Origin of the sequence: Methyloceanibacter marginalis (assembly GCF_001723295.1) — a bacterium.
Lineage (GTDB): Bacteria > Pseudomonadota > Alphaproteobacteria > Rhizobiales > Methyloligellaceae > Methyloceanibacter > Methyloceanibacter marginalis.
The window spans coordinates 1-16,040 of record NZ_LPWD01000180.1 but is presented as its reverse complement, the minus strand read 5'-3'; the positions used below and the strand labels follow the sequence as shown (position 1 = coordinate 16,040).

The window sequence follows — 16,040 nt, the reverse complement described above, 5'->3', positions numbered from 1 at the left end:
ATTGACCGTGGCGTTGCCCGCGCCGAGATATTGGCAGGTGCGGCACCAGCAGGCCCGCGTGGCGCGGGGCTCCGCCTCTATGCGGAACCGTATTGCACCGCACAAACATCCGCCCGTGATCGCCATATGCCGACTCCTCCCTTCAGAGGCCTGCAAACTGCGCAACAGCAATGACCGGTGCAAGCCCTGGCTTCTGCCCCTTGCCCCGTAATGATCACGCTCTCGTCGCGAAATCGGTACATCCGCCGCGTAAGCCTTAGGGCGGATGCGGAGGTTACAGATGGACGAAAAAACATTGTCTCTGCGCGCGGCCCTGGCGCAGGACCGGCTCGAGGAGTTCGTGCGCCAAGCGCAGGCCCTTGGCGTGACGCTGGATAAGGGCTCGGATTTCGAACGCGCTGGCCCTGCTGATGGTGCGGCGGCGTAAGGATCAGGATGGGCCATCACTGCCGCCCTCCGGCGGCTAGCAGGCAAGCAGCATAAAAATGGCCGGGGCGGAACCCCGGCCATTTTATTGGTGTGGCACGGTCAGCGGCTTGCCGGAAACCCTCTGAACTACCAAAGATGCCTCAGCCTCTGCTACCCGCTACTTGAGCGTAGGCAGCGTGCCGGTAGCGATCGCAACACCTGGGATTTCCACAAGTGCATGAATGCCTGTCTTCAACGGAATCTCTAGGCGGAATATGATCATGGAAAAGGAACTAGCGTGGGAAGTCGTGCGAGTTGCGTTTCGGAGCTCTAGAGAGCTCCAAGAGTTGCTCGCGCTCTTGAAGGACCGCGCAACCCCTGACGACTATCAGGCTCTTGCGCCCCGCGTCGCACAAGGCATCGATGCCATCAATGACGCCTTGCTAAACCCCGTGCTCGCGGCTCATCCAGAACTTTTCGATCGCATCGAAGCGGAGCTCGAAGCTCACGGCCGGATTGACTGAAGGCAAAGCAAAAAGGCCGGGGCGAACCCCGGCCTTTTGTGCAGTCTGGCCCCCGGCTTTCGCTGGGGGAAGGATCGCAGGCCGAAGCCTACATGCCCATGGCCTTGGCCTTGTTGAGCAGCGCCTCGGCCTGGCGGATCGAAGCGATGTCGATCAGACGGCCGTCGAGCGATACCGCGCCCTTGCCCTCTTTCGCCGCCTGCTTCATGGCCTCGACGATGCGCTGGGCCTTGGTCACCTCGGCCTCGGACGGCGTGAACACCTGGTTGGCGAGATCGACCTGGGAGGGATGGATCGCCCACTTGCCCTCGAAGCCGAGCACCGCGCCGCGCTTGGCCGCGGCAAGGTAGCCGTCCGGATCGGAGAAGTCGCCGAAGGGGCCGTCGATCGGACGGAGGCCGTAGGCGCGGCAAGCGACCATCATGCGCGACAGCGCGTAGTGCCAGGGATCGCCCCAATGGTAATCGCGCTTGTCGTTGTCGTCCTTGTCGGTCAGCACGCCGTAATCAGGGTGCGGGCCGCCGATGCCGACGGTGCGCGCGCGGGTCGACGCCGCATAGTCGGCGACGCCGAAGCTCATGGCCTCGGTGCGCGGGCTCGCTTGCGCGATGGCCTCCACATTGGCCATGCCGAGCGCCGTCTCGATGAGGAGCTCGAGGCCGATCTTCTTCTCGTATTTCTTGAACTGCTCGATCTGCGTGACGAGCATGTCGATGGCGTAAACGTCCTGCGGCACGCCGACCTTGGGGATCAGGATCATGTCGAGGCGCGGGCAGTTCTCCAGCACGTCGACGACGTCGCGATACGCATAATGGGTGTCGAGACCGTTGATGCGGATCATCATGGTCTTGTTGCCCCAATCGATATCGTTGAGACCCTGGATGATGTTCTTGCGGGCCTGCTCCTTGTCGTCGGGGGCCACGGCGTCCTCGAGGTCGAGGAAGATGACGTCGGCGCCGCCCTTGGCCGCCTTCTCGAACAGCGACGGATTGGAGCCGGGCACGGCCAGCTCCGAACGGTGAAGGCGCGGAGTCGCCTGCTGGATCAGGGTAAAGCTCATTCTACGGTCCCTCCTGGTTTAACCTGTCGCGCCGAGACCGGCGGCAACGGTGTTGATGGAAAGCAGCAATGCCGATTTGAACGCTTCGCGCTCCTGGTCGTTGTCGCTCGCTCTAAATCGGCGGAGCAGCTCGACCTGCTCCCGGTTGACCTCGTTGATGGTGGGGAGCCTCTCGGCCAGAGAGGCGCGGAATTGTGGGAAGCGCTCCGCGGGCGAGGCGCTTCCGGACACTTTCAGCACCATCTTGGCGGTGAGCGCAAGCTCCTTCTCGATCAGAGCGAAGATGGTATCACGGACCCTCTCGTCGGAAACTAACCCCGCGTAATCGCTGGCAATTTCAAGGTCCACGACGGCCAGAATCTTCTCCACCTCGTCGATGATCAGACGGAACAGCCGGGACTCCTTGAACATCCGGTCAAGGAGGTCCGCGCCCTTGTCGCCGCGCACCTCGAGCATGCTCTGAAGCGCGCTGCCCACCCCGTACCAGCCCGTGATGAGATGCCGGTTCTGGGCCCAGGCGAACACCCAAGGGATCGCCCGCAGGTCCTTGAGCGAGTTCGCGCCGAAGCGCCGCGCCGGACGCGAGCCGATATTGAGCATCGAGATTTCTTCGAGCGGGCTCGCCGCCTGGAAATAGGTGACGAGGTCCGGGTGGGTGATGAGCCCCGTATAGGCGGCCCGGGACGCGCCCGCCAGAGCCTCCATGGCGTCGTCGAACTCGCGGCTCGGCCGAAGCGCCCGCTCCCGTTCCGACTTCAAGGCATGCTCCAACACGGACGATGCGAGCAGCTCCATCTGATAGAGCGACGTGCCCTTGTTGGCGTATTTGTAGGAGACCACCTCGCCCTGCTCGGTGACGCGAAAGCGGCCGCGAATGGAGCCGGCAGGCTGGGCCGCGATGGCGCGGCCGGTGGGCGCACCGCCTCTGCTCACCGAACCGCCGCGGCCGTGGAAGAACGCGATCGCCGTGCCCGTTTCCTCGCCTACAAGGGTGAGGCTGACTTGCGCCTTGGCCAGTTCCCAGTTGGAGGCGACGAAGCCGCCATCCTTGTTGGAGTCGGAATAGCCGATCATCACCTCTTGCAGACCGCCCTGCCAATGGGTGGAGCGGCGGATGAGCGGGATGGCGAGCGCCTCGCGCATGATGGCGGGCGCGGCGCGCAGATCGTCGATGGTCTCGAACAGCGGCACGATGGGCATGGCGCAAATCTCCGTACCCGCCGTGTCGAGGAACAGACCGCCTTCCTTGGCAAGCAGATAGCCGCCGAGAATGTCGTCGACCGAGCGCGTCATCGACAGAATGAACGAGCCGAAGGCATCGCGGTCGAGCCCGCGGCGGATTTCGGCGGCCTGAGCGAACATGGCGATCAGCTCTGTGGTCTCCGCCGGCAGCGCTTCGATCACGCGTTCCGTGGTGAGCGGGCGCGTCAGCTCGTGCAGCAGCCAGGTGCGCCACTCGCGGCTGCCGAGCTCCGGCGGATTGCCTTCCCCATGGCCGGTGCCGGCCCACCACAAGGATTGCAGGGCCTGGGTCGTGCGCGTGGTGTTCTCGCGGAGATCGAGGCGCACGGTCGAGAAGCGGAACAACTCAACGGCACGCCGCACGGGACGCACCAGGTCGGCGGCGATACCGGGGCTGTTCGCCTCTTCCAGCGCGCGTTCCACCAGGCGCAATTCGTGGATCAACTCATCGGCGTGGCGTAATGCGGCGTGCCGAGATCGAGCCTCCTGACCTTCCGCCCGGCGCGTGGTGGCATCGAGCTTGCGCAAGATGCAGGTGAGGAACTGCCGGTAGGGCTCGCCGGGATTGCGCTGGGCGATAATCTGCTGGTCGCCGCTCATGTTGAGGGCATGCTCCAGCTCTTGTCGGAAGCCTTGGGGCACAGGCAGCGCCCGTTCGGTAATCGACAGGGCGCGCGCGAGCGCCACGATGCGCTCCCGATAGTGACGGAGCGCCGCAAGCGCGTTCTGGCGCAGCGTCCAGCCGGTCACGCTCGTGGTGACGTGAGGGTTGCCGTCCCGGTCCGCGCCGATCCACGAGCCGAATTGGAAGAAGGGCGGCAGCTCGAACTGCTGGTCGGGATAGTTGCGCTTGAGCGCGCCGTCGAGCAGCGCCATCATCTCCGGCGCCTTCTCGAACAGCGTCTCGTCGAAGAAATGGAGCCCGCGCAGCACTTCGTGCTCGACCGTGGGTTTCTCCAGATGGAGCTCGCCGGTCATCCAAACGAGCTCGATCTGATCGCGGATGTCGGCGAGGATCGCGCCGCGCTCCCGCTCCGTCCACCGCGCGCCCTCGAGCTCGCGCAGGAGCAGATAGATCTTGCGGTACTTCTCCAGCACCGTGACGCGCTTCGACTCCGTGGGATGCGCGGTGATAACCGGGCGGATACGCAAGGACCGCAAGAGATCCTCGATCTCTTTGGGTGAAATGCCCTCATCCACCGCGTCGGCCAGCACATGGTCGAAAGTGCCGCGCAAGGACTCGCGCCCCCGCTCGCGCTCGATATGGCGGCGGCGGCGCATGGCCGCGTTCTGATCGGCGATGGACAGAAGCTGGAACCAGATGCCCTGGGCCTGCAGGGCCCTCGCCATCAGCTCCGGCGAGAAGCCGGAAATGTTGGCGCCGCCGGCGAACACCGCCTCGAGCTCTGGCTGGTGCCGGCGGACCACGTCCATGAGGAGGTCGAAGAGAATATCGGCGGCATCTCTGGACGAGATTCCACCGATCAGAGGGGGCGCACCCGCCTCGGCCTCAAGCTCCGACTCTCTCAGCTCCTCGTTCATGACAACGCTGGCACTCCGATCGCACCGATCGGCTTTGAGTGGGTCCGGCCGGGCGCCCCCGCCTGCCCGGCATCTTTAGTTATCCCTTGATCGCCAGCACCGCCGCAGAGAAGCGCGGTGGAGCCATATGACTCCACCGGCAACGTTTAGCTTCCGGAAACGGCCGGGCGTGGCCGCCCGGCGCCTCCCTTAAGCCCCAAGCACCTGCGCCACGGTCGAGCCGAACTCGCTCGGATTGGGCGCAACCGTGAGCCCGCACGAACGCATGATCTCGGCCTTCTCGGCGGCGCTGTCGCCGGTTGCCGAGATGATGGCGCCGGCATGGCCCATGCGGCGCCCCTTGGGCGCAGTCAGGCCGGCGACGAAGCCGATGACCGGCTTCGACATGTTGTCCTTGATCCAGGCGGAGGCTTCGGCTTCCTGCGGGCCGCCGATCTCGCCGATCATCAGCACGGCTGCGGTCTCCGGATCTTCCTCGAACAGGGCGAGGTGATCCAGGAAGGACGAGCCGTTGATCGGGTCGCCGCCGATGCCGACGGAGGTCGAGATGCCGATCCCGTGCGCCTTCATCTGCGCGGCCGCCTCGTAGCCGAGCGTACCGGAACGCGAGATCACGCCGACCTTGCCTTGCAGATAGATATGTCCCGGCATGATGCCGAGCATGGCCTTGCCCGGGCTGATGATGCCCGCGCAGTTCGGGCCGACCATCATGGTCCGCTGGTCGCGCGGATAGCGCATCAAATAGCGCTTCACCCGCATCATGTCCTGCGCCGGAATGCCGTCGGTGATCGAGCACACGAGCTTGATGCCCGCATCCGCCGATTCCATGATGGCGTCGGAGCAGAAAGCTGGCGCCACGAAGGTGATGGAGCTTTCCGCGCCCGTCTCCTTGACGGCTTCCTTCACGGTGTTGAACAGCGGGCGGTCGAGATGCCGGCCGCCACCCTTGCCCGGCGTCACGCCGCCGACCACGTTGGTGCCGTACTCGATCATCTCCTTCGCGTGGAAGGTGCCTTTGTCGCCGGTCATGCCCTGGACGATCACCGGTGTTTTTTCGTCGATCAGAATGCTCATTACGTTTTTTCTCCGATGACCTGCTTTACGCCGCCCGCAACTTGCCTTGGCACGCCGCCACCGCTTTCTCGGCCGCTTCGGCCAAGGTCTCGGCGGTGATCAGCTTGAGCCCGCTGTCGGCCAGGATCTTGCGGCCCTCTTCGACATTGGTACCCGCCAAGCGCACGACGAGCGGCACCTTGACGTCCAAGTTCCCGCAGGCCTGAACCACGCCCTTGGCCACCCAGTCGCAGCGATTGATGCCGGCGAAGATGTTCACCAGGATGGCTTTCACTTTCTCGTCGGACGCGACGAGCTTCATCGCCGTCTCGATGCGGTCCGGTGAAGCGCCGCCGCCCACGTCGAGGAAGTTCGCCGGCTCGCCGCCTGCGTGCTTGATCATGTCCATGGTCGCCATGGCGAGGCCCGCACCGTTCACGATGCAGCCGATCTCGCCATCGAGACCGATATAGTTGAGGTTGTGCTCCGCGGCCTGCGCCTCGCGCGGATCCTGCTGCGAAGGATCGTGCATGTCGGCCACGTTGTGGCGGCGGAACAGCGCGTTGTCGTCGAACGACATCTTGGCGTCGAGCGCCAGCACGCGATCGTCCTTGGTCACCACCAGCGGATTGATCTCAAGCATCTGGGCGTCGCTATCGCGGAACGCACGATAGGCGTTCATGATCGTCGACACGGCGCTCTGCGCCTGCTTGATGCTCAAGCCGAGCTGGAAGGCGAGCTCGCGCGCCTGGAAGGCCTGAAGGCCGACGGCAGGCTCGACGATAACCTGCAGAATGGCGTCGGGATCGGTCTTGGCGATCTCCTCGATCTCCATGCCGCCCTGCTGCGAGGCGATGACCCGGATACGCTCGGCCTTACGGTCGAGCACGTAGCCGAGATACAGCTCGCGATCGAAGGGCTCGGCCACCTCGATATAGACGCGTTGCACGGGTTTGCCCTCGGGCCCGGTCTGGTGCGTGACCAGACGCTTGCCGAGCATGCCCTGCGCCGCCTCGCGCACCTCGTGATAGGTCTTGCAGATCTTGATGCCGCCGGCCTTGCCGCGCGCACCTGCATGAATCTGCGCCTTGACCGCCCAGCTCCAGCCGCCGAGCTCGGTCGCCGCATACACGGCCTGATCGGGGCTAAAGGCCACGGCGCCTTTCGGCACCGGTACGCCGAAGCTACCCAGAAGTTCTTTCGCTTGATACTCGTGAACGTCCACGTCGTTCCTCCCTTCCTAGTCTCTTCGGCGGGCTATCGTTTGTGTGAGAGCCGGTGCCGATAGGCCTCAGCTCACCTTGCCCTTTACGATGTCATATGCCTTCTCGGTCGCGGCCTCTGCACCGTCAAGAAGGCCCTCTAGTTCGCCCAGCTTAGCGTCCACGAAGCTCTTGTCCGAGATCATTTTCGCATTGATGTAGACATTTAGCGCCGCACTTCGCAGCGCAGCATAAGCCGCCAGCACGCCAACACCGGCGTCGGAAATCACGTTGAGGTTGCCTTTTTCGGAGGCCGTCAACGCCAGATCGATAACCTCCCGCGCCAGGTGGCAGCAACCCATGGGCACTTCGGTGGCTTGCTTCAGGGCCGCCTGGATGGTTTCGGTCCGCGCCGCCTTTTCCGAGTCCGTCTCCTTCGGCATGCCATAGGCCGCCATCACCGTATCGAGGCGCGCACGTCCTCCTGGATCATCCCGGTAAGGCGGTTCCGCAAATCTTCCGCCTTGGCCAGGAGGTCCTTCATTTCGCCCTCGACCTCGGCATATTTCTTTTTGCCGATGGTGAGGTTGCAGACCATGCTGACCAAGGCCGCGCCCATGCCGCCCATGATCGCGGCCGCGCTGCCGCCGCCGGGCGTCGCGCCGCTCGATGCGAGCGCATCGAGGAACGGTTCGATCGCGGTGTCCTTGATCTCGGTCATCTAGGCCATCTTCTTGGCGAGCGCGTAGATCTCCTCCGCGTCGTAGACGCCCTCGGAGCTCTCGAACAGCTTGGCGATGCATTCACGGTGAAGTTTCAGTTTGAGTCCGCCGATACCGAGCGCGCCGAACGCGAGCTTGCCGTTATAGTCCTTGCCCTTGTCGGTCGCCTCGATTCCTTCAACGCCGAGCGGGGGCTGCGCGTTCACGTCGGCCAGAAGCTCGATATTGGGGTTGTTCTCCCAGGCGGACTTGGGCAGCAGCTGCACCCCGATGGCGCCGGCCGAATAGACGATATTAGCGTCCTTGACGGCCGCGGCACGCTCCTCGTCGGTCGCGCCGGCAGCGCCCGAAACCTTGATGCCGAAGCGCTTCCCGATGACCTTGGCGGCTTCTTCCGCGCGCTCCTTGGTGCGCGAGGTGATGGTGACGTCGGCGCCTTCCATGCCGAGGAAGCCCGCGGCGCGCATGCCGACCGGCCCGGTGCCCGCGAGCACGACGGCCTTCTTGCCCTTGAGCGGCATCGCCTTGGCGAGCAGCGCCACCCCGGCCGCCGCCGTCGTGTTCGAGCCGTTGGAATCGAGCATCACCGAAACGCGGAACGGGCCGAAGAAGCTCTTCTTCACCTTCTCGAACAGGCGCCTCGCCTTGGCCATGTTGCCGCCGCCGACGAAGATCGCCGTGTTCTGCTTGTCCTTGCCGCCACGGGTGTAGATGGTCCCGTCGACCAGCGCGCCCACATTGTCGGGCGTCACGTTCGCATAGCCGGTGACGCGGTCGGCGCCGCCGTCATAGCCGACGACCGTGTCGAACACGCTCGGCATCTCGTCGGTATCGAACAGGAACAGCAGTTTCTTCATGGCGGTCGCCCCTAAAAGCTAAACGACGACGTTCTGCGGTTTGTCCGCGACGAACGCCTCGATGTTGTCGATCAGTTGATCGGCCAGGATCTGCATGGCCTCACGGCTCGCCCACGCCACATGCGGCGTGACGATGAAGTTCGGCATGTCGAGATCGAGCAGGATATTGCCTTCCTTCGGCGGCTCTTTGGTGAGCACGTCGAAACCGGCGCCGGCTATCGTGCCGGCCTTCAGCGCCGCGGCCAGCGCCGCCTCGTCGACGAGCCCGCCCCGCGCCGTATTGATGAGGATCGATGTCGGCTTCATCATCTTGAACTCTTTGGCGCCGATCATGTTCTGGGTCTCGGGCGTGAGCGGGCAATGCAGCGTGATGACGTCGCTCTCCTTGAGCACCGTCTCGAGATCCACGAGGCCCTCTTGCGGAAACACGTCATAGGGCAGGATCTTCATGCCGAGACACTTGGCGCGCTTGGCCACTTCCTTGCCGATGGCGCCATAGCCGACAACGCCCATGGTCGACCCGGCGATGTCGCGGATCGGATGATCGAAGAAGCAGAACTGATCGACTTCCGCCCAGCGCCCGTTCTTGACGTCTTGCACATAGGCCAGCAGGTTCCGGCGCAGCGCGAACATCAGCGCGATGACGTGCTCCGGCACGGTGTTGAAGGCGTAGTTGCGGATATTGACGACGGTGATGCCGTTTTTCTTTGCAGTAGGCCTTGTCGACCACGTCGTGCCGGTGGCGGCCACGGCGATCAGCTTCAGCTTGGGCAACTGCTTCAGCACCTCGGCGCGCATCGGCACCTTGTTGATGAGGGCGATGGTCGCGTCCTTGAGGCGGTCGACGATGTCCTCAGGGGTCCAGGTCGACTGGTACTCTGTATAGCTATGCGGAAAGTCCGGCTTGCGTACATTGGCGCCCACCGACTCTCGATCGAGGAAGACGATCGCGTGCTCCACTGAACCTCCCCCTTCTCCTTACCTCCGCGGGGCCACGCCCCACATTGAAACCTCTCCGGAGCAAGGCCGCTCGCGCCGGTCGGCGTCGTCCTGGCCTTGCGTTGAGTGCCGGCCTCTTACTCCGCAGCCAAGCGCTGTTCGCCAACACCTTCACGGAAATGCTCTTGCGCCGCCGCCACGCCCGAACCGGGCACGACCTCGATGCCGACGTCGCGCATGGACATTTCGGCGCCGGCGAGGGCGCCGAGCAGCATCAGCTCGTTAAGGTCGCCGAGATGGCCGATGCGGAACAGCTTGCCCGCCATCTGCGACAGACCGGCGCCGAGCGCCAGGTCGTAGCGGCGATAGGCGCGGTCGATGACATCGGCGCCGTTGAAGCCTTCCGGCACCATGATCGCGCTCACCGTGTCGGAGTACCATTTGGGCTCCTTGGCGCAGAGCGTGAGCCCCCACGCCTCGACCGCGGCGCGCGTGCCGTTGGCCAGATGGCGATGCCGCGCGAACACGTTCTCCAGACCTTCCTCGAACAGGATGGCGAGAGACTCGCGTAAGCCATAGAGCAACGGCAGCGAAGGCGTGTACGGGAAGTAGCCGCCCGGATTGGTGCGGAAATGATCGGCGAAATCGAAATAGGCCTTCGTGCACTTGGCGTCGGCCATCTGCGCCAGAGCCTTCTGACTCACGCAGACAATGCCGAGACCCGCCGGCAGCATCATGCCTTTTTGCGAGCCGGTGATGGCGAGGTCCACGCCCCACTCGTCGAAGCGAAAATCGATGCTGGCGATGGAGCTGACACCGTCCACATAGAGCAGCGCCGGATGACCCGCGGCGTCGATGGCGCGGCGCACCGCGGCGATGTCGGAGGTGACGCCCGTGGCGGTCTCGTTGTGGACCACCATCACGCCCTTGATCTCGTGGGTCTTGTCGGCGCGCAGCGCCTCCTCGATCCGCTCAGGTGAGGCGCCGGTGCCCCATTCTTCCTCCTGCACGATCACCTCGAGCCCATGGCGGCGGGCGAGATCGATCCACAGATGGCTGAACTGGCCGAAGCGCGGGGCGAGCAGCTTGTCGCCGGGCGAGCGGGTATTGGTGAGCGAGGCTTCCCAGGCGCCGGTGCCGCTGGACGGGAAGATGACGACCTGGCCGTCCTTGGTCTGGAAGACCTTCTTCATGTCCTCGTAGAGCGGCAGGGTCAGCTTCGGGAAATCGGACGAGCGATGGTCTTCCATCGGAACGTGCATGGCCCGCAGAATTCGCGCGGGAACATTGGTTGGTCCCGGCACAAATAGAAAGTTACGGCCCGGCCGTCTGGCTCCAGACATGGTGTCCTCTCCTAAGGGATTCTGGGCTGCCTAGGTCCTAGGCGGACCTATGCCTCTCGCTTGGGCAAGGTGGTAGCCTCAGGCCGTGCGCCTGGCAACCCTTTTGCTTGACTAGAACAAACCGCTAATGCGGCCATCCGACGCAAGTTCAATGCTATTGGCGGCCGGCACTCGCGGGAGCCCCGGCATCGTCATGATGTCCCCGCAGATCACCACCACGAATTCCGCGCCGGCCGACAATCTGACCTCCCGGATGGGGATGGTATGACCGAGCGGCACGCCCTTGGCGTCCGGATTGGTGGTGAAGCTGTACTGGGTCTTGGCGACGCAGATCGGGAACTTGCCGAACCCGGCCTTCTCCAGGTCCGCGAACTTGTCGCGCACCGGCTTGGGGGCGGTGATGTCCTCCGCCCCGTAGATCTCCTGGGCGATGGTGCGCGTCTTGTCCCACAGCGACATGTCATCCGGGTAGAGCGGCTGGAAGTCCGACGGCTTGGTGTCGATGGTCTTGACCACGGTCTCCGCCAGATCCTCCGCGCCCGCACCGCCCAGCGCCCAATGATCGGCCATGACGCACTCGGTGCTGGCCGTGGAGCACAAGCGCTTCAAGAGCGCGATCTCGTCGTCGGTGTCGGACGAGAAGCGGTTCGCGGCCACGACCACGGGTACGTTGTATTTGCGCACGTTCTCGATGTGCTTCTCGAGATTGGCGAAGCCCTTCTCCAGCGCCTCGAGGTTCTCTTTCTTGAGATCGTCCTTGGCCACGCCCCCATGCATCTTGAGCGCGCGGATGGTGGCGACGATCACCACGCAATCGGGCTTGAGCCCCGCTTTGCGGCACTTGATGTCGAAGAATTTCTCCGCGCCGAGATCGGCGCCGAAGCCGGCCTCCGTCACCACATAGTCTGAAAGCTTGAGCGCCGCCTTGGTGGCGATCACCGTGTTGCAGCCGTGGGCGATATTGGCGAACGGTCCGCCGTGGATGAAGGCCGGATTGTTCTCGAGCGTCTGCACCAGGTTCGGCGCCAGAGCGTCCTTCAGCAGCGCCGCCCATGCGCCCGCGGCGGACAGCTCTTTCGCAGTTACCGCCTTCTTCTCGCGCGTCTCGCCGACTTGGATCTGCCCTAAACGCCGCTGAAGGTCGGCCAAATCCTTCGCCAGGCAGAAGATGGCCATGACCTCCGGAGCGACCGTGATGTCGAAGCCCGCCTCGCGCGGGAAGCCGTTCGAGACCCCGCCGAGCGAGGTGACGATGGCGCGAAGGGCGCGGTCGTTCATGTCCACGGCGCGGCGCCAACTCACACGGCGCGCATCGATGTCGAGCTTGTTGCCCCAATAGATGTGGTTGTCGATCATCGCCGCGAGCAGGTTGTTGGCCGCGCCGATGGCATGGAAGTCGCCGGTGAAGTGGAGATTGATGTCCTCCATGGGCACCACTTGCGCATAGCCGCCGCCGGCCGCGCCGCCCTTCATGCCGAAACACGGGCCGAGGCTCGGCTCGCGCACGCAAATCATCGCCTTCTTGCCGATCTTATTGAGCGCATCGCCGAGGCCCACAGTGGTCGTGGTCTTGCCCTCGCCGGCGGGTGTCGGCGTGATCGCGGTGACCAAGATCAGCTTGCCGTCGGGCTTGTTCTTGAGGCTGTCGATGTAGTCGAGGGAGACCTTTGCCTTGTAATGGCCGTAAGGGATCAAGTCCTCGGCCTCGATGCCGAGCTTCTCCTTGGCGACATCGAGAATCGGCTGCATGACCGCGGCTTGGCTGATCTCGATATCGGATTTCGGCTTCTTGTGTTGTTCGTTTGAGCCTTCTGGCATTGGACGCTTGCCCCCAGCTTTATTGGTACGCCGGACACCGAAATGCCCGCAAAAAGGAAGGCGCACCGTATTCATTCACTTGCCTTATGGCAATCGTCTGTGCAGGTTTCTGGCGCTACTCAAAAGGGGGGAGTTCGGTAAGCGGATGAGGCCAGAAGACCTACTCAAAGCCATGTTCAAGGCGGGCGTGGACGTCGCGTTGCCGTCGGTTTGCGTGCCCGCCCATCTGCCGCCGAAGCCCAAGGGCCGCACCGTCATTATCGGTGCCGGCAAGGCCTCCGGCGCCATGGCCAAGGCGCTCGAAGACGCGTGGGACGGCCCGCTCGAGGGGCTCGTGGTCACCCGCTACGGCTACCGCCTGCCGACCGACCGTCTCGAAGTGGTCGAGGCCGCCCATCCCGTGCCGGATGCCGCCGGACGCGCGGCCGCGGGACGCATCTTCGAGCTGGTGCAGGGGCTGACCGAGGACGATCTCGTGCTCTGCCTCATCTCCGGCGGCGGTTCGGCGCTCCTGGCGATGCCGGCCGAGGGCATCACGCTGGAGGATAAGCAGGCGGTCAACAAGGCGCTGCTTGCGAGCGGCGCCACCATCTCCGAAATGAACACGGTGCGGAAGCATCTCTCCGCGATCAAAGGCGGCAGGCTCGCGAAGGCCGCCTATCCGGCGCGCGTGGTGGCGCTGATGATCTCCGACGTGCCGGGCGACGATCCCTCGATCATCGCCTCGGGACCCACGGTCCCCGATCCTTCGACCAAGGCGGACGCGATCGGCATCATCGAAAAATACGATCTCGATTTGCCGGCGAATGTCCGGCGCGCCCTTGACGCGGCGGACGAGACGCCGAAGCCGGGCGATCCCTGTTTCGAGCGCGTCGAGAATATCATGATCGCCACGCCGCAGGCCTCGCTCGAAGCCGCGGCCGAAGTCGCGCGCGCAGCCGGGGTAACGCCGGTCATCTTGGGCGACTCGATCGAAGGCGAATCCCGCGACGTGGCGCTGGTCCATGCGGGGATCGCGCGCCAATGCGCCATGCGGGGCCAGCCCGAGAAGCCGCCTTGCGTGCTGATCTCCGGCGGCGAGACCACCATCACGCTCAAAGGCAAGGGCAAGGGCGGGCGCAACACCGAGTTCCTGCTCGCGCTCGCCATCGCACTCGACGGGCTCCCGGACATCTATGCGCTCGCCGGCGATACCGACGGCGTCGACGGCTCGGAGGACAATGCCGGTGCGCTGATCTATCCGGACACCCTGAAGCGCGCGGAAGAAGCCGGCCTGAACCCAAAGGCCATGCTCGCCGACAACGACCCTTACACGTTCTTCCAAGGGATCGGCGATCTGCTCGAGACCGGGCCGACCATGACCAACGTCAACGACCTCCGCGCGATCCTCATACAGAAGAGCTAGGCGGAATCGCGGCAAAGCGGCGGCGAGGTGGTAGAATGAGCCACTCCTATCCTCGCCTTGCTAGGTCTCAGAAATGCGACCAATGAGGCTGCTCAAACCCAAGGAGCCATTCCCGAGTGGCATCCGCTAGGGTCACGCACCCTCGTTGCGGTAGTCTAATTACTCACCCTGACTGGAGACCACACTACCGCCCGGCGCCCGAGGCGCAAGCAATGCAGGTCGCGACGGTGGGATCGGCGCTCAAGCGCTTCGCCGCGATCTCCTCGCCGCAGGAAATGCAGTAGCCGTACTCGCCCTCGTCGATGCGCTTGATGGCGGCTTCGACGCGGCGAACCTCCTCATGGCGCCGCCGCTCCGTCGCCACGGCCAAAGCCTGGCCCTGCATGGCGTCCATGCGCGACAGGCGCCCCACGGAGGTCTGGTCGAGTTCGACGGGCCGGCGGTTGTCCGCCGTGGTCTCGCTGGCGGCATGCAGCGTCTCGAGCCGCTCCACCAGCGCGGCACGACGCGCGGCCAAGTCCGGCGATGCATCTGTCATGCGGGCCCGCTTTGCGTTTGCGCGAGGTAGACAGTCTGGGTGAACGGCCGGTCCTGGAGCGGATTGTGGAACGTTACCGGTTCGGCGCGCGTCTGCGCAAAGACGCCGCCGAGCCGCGCCGTGAGGCGCGTCGGGGCGATCGTTCGACCACAGACCGAACACCCCGCCAGGACGAAGATGCGCGGCAAGCCGGCGAAGCCTTCCGGCCGATAGAAGGATGCGTTCCCCGCATCGAGCAAGGCTTCCGGCGAATGATCGATATCGACCAGGATCGCATCGAATGTCCTCCCCGGCGCCTCCGGATCGAAGCCCGTCTCGGAGCCCGCCAAGGCGAAGAAATCGCCGTGAAGCAATGTGCAGCGCGCATCGTCCGCGAGCGTCCGGCCGAGCGGCAGCAGCCCCTTCTCGTGCCACTCGATCACCGGCTGAAGCGCATCCACCACGATGAGCGAACGCACGTTGTCACTCTCGAGCACGGCCTGAGCCGTGTAGCCGAGGCCAAGCCCGCCGACCACAACATCGCGCGGCTTCCCTTCACCCACGCCGCGAGCCCCAGGCGCGCCAGCGCGATCTCGGACGCGGTGAACAGGCTCGACATCAAGGATTCATCGCCGAGCTTGATCTCGAACACATCCACGTCGAGCTTGAGGTCGCGCCGCCGGCGCAGGCTCAAAGCCCCGATCGGCGTCGGGCAATAGTCGAGCTCTTCGAAAAGGGCGCTCATCTCAAGGACCTTATTGAACGCATCAGTCCAATGCCAAGCCAATCGGCCAAAGGAAATTGTGTGAAGCTCCGCGCTTGATCGGCGCGGCCATGCGCGCAAGGCTAGCGCATGATCCGCGGCGTGCTCCTCGATTTGGCGGGGGTTGTCTATGAGGGCGACCATGTGCTGCCCGGCGCCATCGAGGCGATCGCGCGCTTGCACGCGATGGGCCTGCCGTTGCGCTTCGTGACCAACACCACCACCAAGACCAAACAGGCGCTGCTCGCACGCCTGTCGGGGCTCGGACTGGAGATCACGGGCGAAGAGCTGTTCACGCCGGGCCAGGCCGCGCGGGATTGGCTGGCGAAGCATGACGCCTCGCCCGACCTGCTCGTCCATCCCGATCTGGAAAAAGAGTTCGCCGACATTCCGGAGCGCGAGAAGCGGGCGCTGGTCGTCGGCGATGCGGGCGAGGCCTTCACCTACGACAATCTCAACCGCGCCTTTCGCGCGCTGATCGACGGCGCGGACCTGCTGGCGCTCGCCAAGAACCGCACCTTCAAGGGCGACGACGGGAAGCTCAGCCTCGATGCGGGCGCGTTCGTCACAGCACTCGAATACGCGACCGGGAAAGAGGCGACCGTTCTCGGCAAGCCGTCGCCGGATTTCTTCAGCAGCGCACTC

The 16,040-nt window shown here is 64.5% G+C and carries 16 protein-coding genes and 1 pseudogene; 4 read left to right on the top strand and 13 right to left on the bottom strand.

Features of this window, described 5'->3' with window-relative positions:
• A partial coding sequence (locus AUC71_RS22945; RefSeq protein WP_483127801.1) for a GFA family protein occupies positions 1 to 126 on the bottom strand: 126 nt, incomplete at its 3' end.
• Positions 127 to 280: 154 nt separating this feature from the next.
• Between AUC71_RS22945 and AUC71_RS19325 the strand changes: the two genes are divergently transcribed.
• Positions 281 to 427 (top strand): hypothetical protein, encoded by a 147-nt coding sequence (locus AUC71_RS19325; RefSeq protein WP_158007748.1) that lies wholly within the window; start codon positions 281 to 283, stop codon positions 425 to 427.
• 328 nt (positions 428 to 755) lie between these two features.
• A complete protein-coding gene (locus AUC71_RS07475) occupies positions 756 to 932 on the top strand; it encodes a hypothetical protein (protein ID WP_158007747.1) in 177 nt (58 codons plus the stop codon).
• Between the two features lie 88 nt (positions 933 to 1,020).
• On the opposite strand, the gene AUC71_RS07470 is transcribed toward AUC71_RS07475, so the two are convergent.
• The 9 genes and pseudogenes from AUC71_RS07470 to AUC71_RS07430 form a co-directional block, all read right to left on the bottom strand.
• Entirely contained in the window at positions 1,021 to 1,992 is a 972-nt protein-coding gene (locus AUC71_RS07470) for an HpcH/HpaI aldolase/citrate lyase family protein (protein ID WP_069623765.1), read from the bottom strand.
• Positions 1,993 to 2,010: 18 nt separating this feature from the next.
• On the bottom strand, positions 2,011 to 4,776 hold the full coding sequence (locus tag AUC71_RS07465; protein ID WP_069623764.1) for a phosphoenolpyruvate carboxylase: 2,766 nt from the start codon (positions 4,774 to 4,776) through the stop codon (positions 2,011 to 2,013).
• 189 nt (positions 4,777 to 4,965) lie between these two features.
• On the bottom strand, positions 4,966 to 5,850 hold the full coding sequence (gene sucD, locus AUC71_RS07460) for a succinate--CoA ligase subunit alpha (RefSeq protein WP_069623763.1): 885 nt from the start codon (positions 5,848 to 5,850) through the stop codon (positions 4,966 to 4,968).
• A gap of 25 nt (positions 5,851 to 5,875) precedes the next feature.
• Entirely contained in the window at positions 5,876 to 7,054 is a 1,179-nt protein-coding gene (locus AUC71_RS07455) for a malate--CoA ligase subunit beta (protein WP_069623762.1), read from the bottom strand.
• A gap of 66 nt (positions 7,055 to 7,120) precedes the next feature.
• Positions 7,121 to 7,752, bottom strand: a pseudogene (gene fchA, locus AUC71_RS07450) (methenyltetrahydrofolate cyclohydrolase).
• A complete protein-coding gene (locus AUC71_RS07445; protein ID WP_069623761.1) occupies positions 7,753 to 8,610 on the bottom strand; it encodes an NADP-dependent methylenetetrahydromethanopterin/methylenetetrahydrofolate dehydrogenase in 858 nt (285 codons plus the stop codon). It abuts the pseudogene before it with no gap.
• Between the two features lie 18 nt (positions 8,611 to 8,628).
• Complete coding sequence (locus tag AUC71_RS07440) at positions 8,629 to 9,570, bottom strand: D-2-hydroxyacid dehydrogenase (RefSeq protein WP_069623760.1); 942 nt, start codon at positions 9,568 to 9,570, stop codon at positions 8,629 to 8,631.
• 116 nt (positions 9,571 to 9,686) lie between these two features.
• Positions 9,687 to 10,892 (bottom strand): aminotransferase class V-fold PLP-dependent enzyme, encoded by a 1,206-nt coding sequence (locus AUC71_RS07435; RefSeq protein ID WP_069623759.1) that lies wholly within the window; start codon positions 10,890 to 10,892, stop codon positions 9,687 to 9,689.
• A gap of 111 nt (positions 10,893 to 11,003) precedes the next feature.
• Complete coding sequence (locus AUC71_RS07430) at positions 11,004 to 12,710, bottom strand: formate--tetrahydrofolate ligase (RefSeq protein WP_069623767.1); 1,707 nt, start codon at positions 12,708 to 12,710, stop codon at positions 11,004 to 11,006.
• A gap of 172 nt (positions 12,711 to 12,882) precedes the next feature.
• Here AUC71_RS07430 and AUC71_RS07425 point away from each other — a divergent pair, with 172 nt between their 5' ends.
• Positions 12,883 to 14,115: a glycerate kinase type-2 family protein gene (locus AUC71_RS07425; RefSeq protein ID WP_244500848.1), complete on the top strand. Its 1,233-nt coding sequence runs from the start codon at positions 12,883 to 12,885 to the stop codon at positions 14,113 to 14,115.
• 184 nt (positions 14,116 to 14,299) lie between these two features.
• Here AUC71_RS07425 and AUC71_RS07420 read toward each other — a convergent pair whose 3' ends face one another.
• The 3 genes from AUC71_RS07420 to AUC71_RS21000 are packed head-to-tail and all read right to left on the bottom strand — an operon-like array spanning position 14,300 to position 15,377.
• Positions 14,300 to 14,653, bottom strand: a complete 354-nt coding sequence (locus tag AUC71_RS07420; RefSeq protein ID WP_069623757.1) for a TraR/DksA family transcriptional regulator — start codon at positions 14,651 to 14,653, stop codon at positions 14,300 to 14,302.
• The gene (locus AUC71_RS07415) at positions 14,650 to 15,129 is read right to left on the bottom strand and encodes a hypothetical protein (RefSeq protein ID WP_244500847.1); all 480 of its coding nucleotides are present in this window, start codon (positions 15,127 to 15,129) and stop codon (positions 14,650 to 14,652) included. The genes AUC71_RS07420 and AUC71_RS07415 overlap by 4 nt, the downstream gene beginning before the upstream one ends.
• Positions 15,072 to 15,377, bottom strand: a complete 306-nt coding sequence (locus AUC71_RS21000; protein ID WP_244500846.1) for a hypothetical protein — start codon at positions 15,375 to 15,377, stop codon at positions 15,072 to 15,074. The genes AUC71_RS07415 and AUC71_RS21000 overlap by 58 nt, the downstream gene beginning before the upstream one ends.
• Positions 15,378 to 15,485: 108 nt before the next feature.
• On the opposite strand from AUC71_RS21000, the gene AUC71_RS07410 reads away from it, so the two are divergent.
• Positions 15,486 to 16,040 (top strand): HAD family hydrolase (locus AUC71_RS07410; protein ID WP_069623756.1); only part of this gene is annotated, 555 nt, incomplete at its 3' end.

Coding starts and splice junctions, on each gene's coding strand:
- AUC71_RS19325 (WP_158007748.1), top strand. CDS start 281: ATGGACGAAAAAACATTGTCTCTGCGCGCGGCCCTGGCGCAGGACCGG.
- AUC71_RS07470 (WP_069623765.1), bottom strand. CDS start 1,992: ATGAGCTTTACCCTGATCCAGCAGGCGACTCCGCGCCTTCACCGTTCG.
- AUC71_RS07465 (WP_069623764.1), bottom strand. CDS start 4,776: ATGAACGAGGAGCTGAGAGAGTCGGAGCTTGAGGCCGAGGCGGGTGCG.
- sucD (WP_069623763.1), bottom strand. CDS start 5,850: ATGAGCATTCTGATCGACGAAAAAACACCGGTGATCGTCCAGGGCATG.
- AUC71_RS07445 (WP_069623761.1), bottom strand. CDS start 8,610: ATGAAGAAACTGCTGTTCCTGTTCGATACCGACGAGATGCCGAGCGTG.
- AUC71_RS07435 (WP_069623759.1), bottom strand. CDS start 10,892: ATGTCTGGAGCCAGACGGCCGGGCCGTAACTTTCTATTTGTGCCGGGA.
- AUC71_RS07430 (WP_069623767.1), bottom strand. CDS start 12,710: ATGCCAGAAGGCTCAAACGAACAACACAAGAAGCCGAAATCCGATATC.
- AUC71_RS07425 (WP_244500848.1), top strand. CDS start 12,883: ATGTTCAAGGCGGGCGTGGACGTCGCGTTGCCGTCGGTTTGCGTGCCC.
- AUC71_RS07420 (WP_069623757.1), bottom strand. CDS start 14,653: ATGACAGATGCATCGCCGGACTTGGCCGCGCGTCGTGCCGCGCTGGTG.
- AUC71_RS21000 (WP_244500846.1), bottom strand. CDS start 15,377: ATGAGCGCCCTTTTCGAAGAGCTCGACTATTGCCCGACGCCGATCGGG.